We start from the raw sequence: 5,811 nt of genomic DNA, 5'->3' as shown, positions 1-5,811 counted from the left end.
CAATTACGTTTAGCGTGCTAATGCTATGATGAGTTAAAACCTTATCGAGCACCACCTGAGTAAAAAGCGGCGTCACTAGACCGAAAAGCTGCATTATAAATGAAGCCAAAAGCACTTCAAATACGACCCTTTTAAAGCTTAGCATCCGCTTGTAAAACCAGGCAAAGCCGAATTTTATCTGAGAATTCAGAGTTTTATGAGCTAGCACGATAAACTCGCCGCTGCAAAGATCAAATAGCTCGCTAGCATTAAGCTCTTTTACGGAATTTCCGCCGTCAAATACGATAAATTTAATAGCTGCTTCTGGCTCCTGCAAGGATTTGGATGAGCGGGAGGCTTTAGTCTCTTTAGCAGACAAATGGGGTGTATCCGCGGGAGAAGAATTTGCCGCGCCGGAAGAAGATGACGTATTAGAAGATAACGATGCGGATGAAGATGAGTTTAAAGAATTTGCCGCGCCGCCGCTAGGGCTTAATATCTCCTTAGAACCTGCCGCGTCTTTGGAATTTGCGCTATTTATATCGGCTCCTGTCTTGCTAGCGTGTGATGCTTTAATATTCGCTTCGCTTTGCTGCTCGATCTTTAAGATGTTAAAGTAGCTTCCGTCCTTTTTCTGAAGGATAAAGGGCGGCTTATAGCGCATCAAATTTGAAAGATTTAGCTTTTTGATTTTAGCCTTAAACTCGCAATGCTTAGCCATCCGCACTAGCTCTTCGATCTGCGGCTCCTCGCTGCTTAGCGCAAATTTATTTATAAGCGCCTTGGCATCAAATGGGATATGATTTACGGCGGCTATCAGACCTAGCGAGCCCAGGGCGGTTTGCATCGAATACCTTTGAGTGAAATTTGAAGGAATTCTATTAAGTCTATTTGAAACGGGGCTTAAATTCGGAAGGAATTTTAAAGAAATTTAAGGGATTTGAAGAATTTATTAAGCTAGAACGATGGTGCGGCGGGAAGGAATGACCAGGAGAGTGTCAAAATTTAAGAAGCCGCTTTAAAACAAAGCCTGGAAATATTTTATAAAGCTTAAGCATACTTTTATAAATGCGGCTATATAATCCGCGCTAAGGGATAGCAAGAAAAGGACTGATATGAAATTCTATAAGTCTATTAAATTTAAAGCCCTGGCGGGGACACTGCTTCTTATAATAATACTTTGCGCCGCATTTATCCGCATCGTGCCTGATTACTCTACCTCGCGAGGCTTTGCCGTCGTTTCCCTCCCTGACTACAATAAATACAAACAAGGCTACTGCCTCAAAGAGGATAGAATTTTACCTAAAGAGGAGCTGTATAAACGCGCCGTCGGAGAATTTTTAGATAAAGAAATTACTGTATTAAAAAAGATCGCAAAGTATAGAGAAAACGACGGCATAAAATCTAAGTATCCTACCGATTATTATGAGATGAAAGACTTGAGCTTTGAAAATTATCTTGAAATTTTAAAAAATAAGAGCGATAGCGTAGAAACCGTTGAGGATTTATATATGACGAAACTACAGGCGAGCGCAACGGATCCAAAACAATATTTGAAAGTCGATAGCGTCAATAAAATAGGCGGTTTTACAAAACCTTTGATTTTGTGTTTCGAGGATAGCATCTTTCTTATGTTGGATAAAAATTATATCATCGGAAATGACTTTTTACAATCCAAGTCTATTTTGCTATTTCATAAAATTCCGACTGAATATAATTTAAAAACATACTATGAAAAACCCACTAATTCGCCCGAGTATTATTTTGATAATTGCGGCGACGTAAAATACGATGTAGAAAAAGAATACCTGGAAGGCAGGGAACTTACAGGCGGTTGAAAAGCCAAGCAAATAACTGAAATTTTTAGAAAGGATATACTATGCCTAAAGGAATAAGTTTAATCGATGGAGATTTTGCTATAAAAATTTTATCTTGGTATTTATGGGGCCAAGAAAAAGCTCCCAAACCCGAGGAGCTAGCCGATACCAAATGGATCGATAGAAAAGGTAATATAGAGTTGGAATATAGCACCGTTGAACTATTAGAGAAGGCGGGAGAATTTGTAAACGCTAAAGATTTTAGGTTATTTGAAGTATTTTTTAGCGGAAAAACAAGTAAGAAAAATAGCCTAAACAATGGAAATAAACAGCTGACTGCGAATCAATGTGAGAAATTTGAAGATGGCAAATACTATTTGACACAAGATCAGTTTGCAGAACTATTCTATAATGATGCAAATGATAAAACGAAAGAAAAAGCCAAAAAGGCAACTACTAAAGTTTATCTTTATAATCGCGCTTTATTAGATGAAGATTTTGCTAAAGTCGCTTTTTTATTTGGCAGTATAGCCGTGGGCTTAGATACTGATAAGATTCGTTATGTATTAGATGAGAATTTAAATCCAATATGCGTAGAAAACGTAAAATATAAATTTGATGTGGGGGACTTCGATTACGAATCAAATTCTACGATAGCAAATATTGTAAATTGGGTACTAAAACAAACTACCGATCCAAGCAACATAGGCAAAAAAGTATTGTTAAAACCTATAATAGACATGACGCCAAAGAAAGATGGAACGCCAATGGAAGATGCGACTATAAATGTAGGAACCATTGGACAATTAGACTATTACCTAATGGGCAGTTTAGAAAATGTACAAATACCTACTAACAGTATAGACGCCGAGATACAAATATCTAAATTAGTAATGGAGGCCTTAGCATATTATTTTGAGTATAAGGATATTAAAAAATCCGGTGTTATAAATTATCTAGACGAAAATGGGAAATTAGTAATATATGATGCCTCGCAATCAAATATTATCATCGGAACACATGCCAAAAATTTTGATTTTGCCGATAACGTAGAAATTAAATTAAATAAAAATACCAAATTCTCCATCCCTTTGGCAATCTTTAACCATTATAAAGATCGCATCCCTAATGGCATAACCTATATAGGTGGCGCCGGAGCGGATATCATAGCCGGTACGAAATACGATGATATACTTTACGGGCACGATAGGGATGGGAAAAATGATGATGGCGCTAAAGACGTTTTAGTCGGCGACGAAGGAAGCGATAGACTATATGGAGGCCAGGGGGAAGATACCCTGATAGGCTCTTTTAGCCAATCGGTAGATGACGACACTGCTGATGAGCTTTATGGTGGAGATGGATATGATACGTATTATGCGGGTAATAAAGATATTATCAATGATTTAGACGGCGCAGGAAAAGTATTTTTCGATAACAATCTTTTAATAGGTGGGCAATATGATAAAGACAGAGGAGTTTATATAGATATAAACAATGCAAATATAACATATAGTCTGGATGAGCCCATTAATACTCTCACTGTTAATAAGATAGAAAATGGCAAAGCAAAAACATTAACTATATATAATTTCCATAAGAATAATAGTAGCTTAGATATAACCCTCCTCGATCCAGGTGAGATAGGTATAAGCATAAGCGACAACCAAACAAATGAAGGAGATAGCGGTAAAAAGTCGTTAGATTTTAATATTTCGCTACAAGGCTCTATCGAAAAAGGTGAATTTCTTATACTGGGAATAGGAGATAAAAAATATCTTTTCGGTGATCCAAGCGAAGAATATATCAAAAAATACAATCTAAATTTAGCGCAATACGAGCGGGGAAATACCTATACCTATACATGGGAGGGTAATACGATCAAACAAGAGGATAGGGAATTTGATGTAACTCCTATAATCATCCAAACCTCAGATAAACTAAAAGCCAAGATATTAAAACACGGTATCGGTAAAATAATCGATGACGATGAAGATGACAGCCCGAACGATACTTTCCCGGATATGACTCCGGCTTCAACTAAAACTTCACCTATTGTGATTGACTTAAACGGTGACGGAGTAAAAACAATATCAAGAAAAAACGGTAAAACATACTTCGACCTAGATAATAATAAATTCGCAGAAAATACCTCTTGGATAGATAAAAATGACGGAATTTTAGTCAATAAAACCTTAATCGCAAATAGCATAACAAACGGAAGCGAACTATTTGGAAATCATACTTTACTAAGAGATGGAGGCTTAGCTAATAACGGCTTTGAGGCCCTAAAAGAATTCGATGAAAACAAAGATGGAGTGATAAACGAACTGGACTTATGGGGCTATGAAAGCTTAGCAATTTGGCAAGATGCCAACCAAAACGCTAAACTAGACGACAACGAATTAAAATCTCTAAAAGAGCTTGGCATAAAAGAGATAAATTTAAACTACACAAATAGTAACTTCATCGATGAAAACGGCAACGAACACAGACAAACTTCAAATATAACCTTTACAAATGGAAATACAACTACAATCAGCGATGTCTGGCTTGATACTTTCACGGCAGATACAAGATATGTAGGAGAAAAGATTGTCTTGTCTGCTGAAATAGAAGCGCTTCCGCAAATTTATGCATTTGGAGAAGTTTTGAATTTACACCAAGCTATGGCAAAAGATAAAGTTTTACAAACAATGGTTCAAAACTACATTGCCTCAGATAAAGCCAAACAAAATGAGATGATAAATGACATAATCTATCGTTGGGCCAGCTCGGATCAAATAAATCCAAACGCAAGAGATCCGAAAAAAATTTATTCACATGTAATGGATGCTCGTCAATTGGTTGCACTAGAGCATTTAACCGGTAAAGGTTATCTTGGAATTTGGTGCTGGGGAGAACATGACCCAAACCCGCATGGTCAGGCAGCACCGCTTTTGATAGATGAGTTTAATAAATTTGTCAAATACGTACAAGCTCAAATTTCCGCTCAAAGCGAATTTAAAGATTTGTTTGCAGGTATCTTACCTTTGCAATGGGAGAAAAATCAAACGGGCGATTTAAGCATGGCTTTTAAAACTTTAAAAGATAGGATTGCCGATTTATTACCAAATGTTGATTATGCAGACATTTCCGCAGATAACATTATACGAGCTAGAGAACTAATAAATACCGCAAAGAATTTAGGCACTTACAACACAAAATATCAAAGTGTATTTGAAACGATTGAAGCTGGGTGGCTAAGCGAAATTGAAAATTTAAAATTTGTGATCAATTCGGTAGAAGGGACAGCTGGAAATGATAATTTAAGCGGAGATAATAAAGATAATATTATCATAGGCGGTCGTGGCGATGATACGCTATTTGGCGGAGCCGGAAATGATATGTATTATTTCGATATATTATTTGGAAAAGATAGAGTTTATGACAGTGCCGGTGTGGATGGCATCGTATTTTCTAAAAATATAAAACCTGAAAATATCGAACTAACTCGCAACAAAACTTCTATTTACATTACCAGACTAGATGATAATAAAGCCAAGACCAATGATGTTATTCAAATAGATAATTTTTTCGAATACAACGGCGATATAGGAAATGGAGCTATAGAAAAAATCATCTTTCAAAACGGCACCCAGTGGGATATTAATAAAATAATTGAAATTTTAGCACCACAACCGACACAAGGTAATGATAATTTATACGGCGATATGAAAGATAATATCATATCTGGACTTGGCGGAGATGACATAATATATGGTGGAAACGGAAACGACACTATAAATGGAAATGACGGAAATGATGAGCTGCATGGGGATGATGGCAATGACCAATTATTTGGAGGAGACGGCAACGATACACTTTACGGAGAAAATGGAAATGACACTTTAATCGGTGGCATGGGCAGTGATAATTTGCAAGGTGGAGATGGTAATGATACACTAAACGGCGGTCTTGGCAACGACACCTTAAACGGTGGTTACGGCGATGATACCTATATATTTAATAAAGG

At 36.8% G+C, this 5,811-nt stretch carries 3 protein-coding genes; 2 read left to right on the top strand and 1 reads right to left on the bottom strand.

Annotated elements, in window-relative coordinates:
* The coding region (locus tag Q0394_RS01095; RefSeq protein WP_298945098.1) for a cysteine peptidase family C39 domain-containing protein at nt 1-826 on the bottom strand (826 nt) is incomplete at its 3' end.
* Between the two features lie 268 nt (nt 827-1,094).
* Here Q0394_RS01095 and Q0394_RS01090 point away from each other — a divergent pair.
* Together Q0394_RS01090 and Q0394_RS01085 are read left to right on the top strand one after the other, a co-directional pair.
* On the top strand, nt 1,095-1,817 hold the full coding sequence (locus Q0394_RS01090) for a hypothetical protein (RefSeq protein ID WP_298783682.1): 723 nt from the start codon (nt 1,095-1,097) through the stop codon (nt 1,815-1,817).
* Between the two features lie 41 nt (nt 1,818-1,858).
* Nucleotides 1,859-5,811: calcium-binding protein (locus Q0394_RS01085; RefSeq protein ID WP_298945096.1), on the top strand; the 3,953-nt coding region annotated here is incomplete at its 3' end.

It is taken from the genome of uncultured Campylobacter sp. (assembly GCF_938039205.1).
Lineage (GTDB): Bacteria > Campylobacterota > Campylobacteria > Campylobacterales > Campylobacteraceae > Campylobacter_A.
This window is presented reverse-complemented; position numbering and strand designations above follow the sequence as displayed.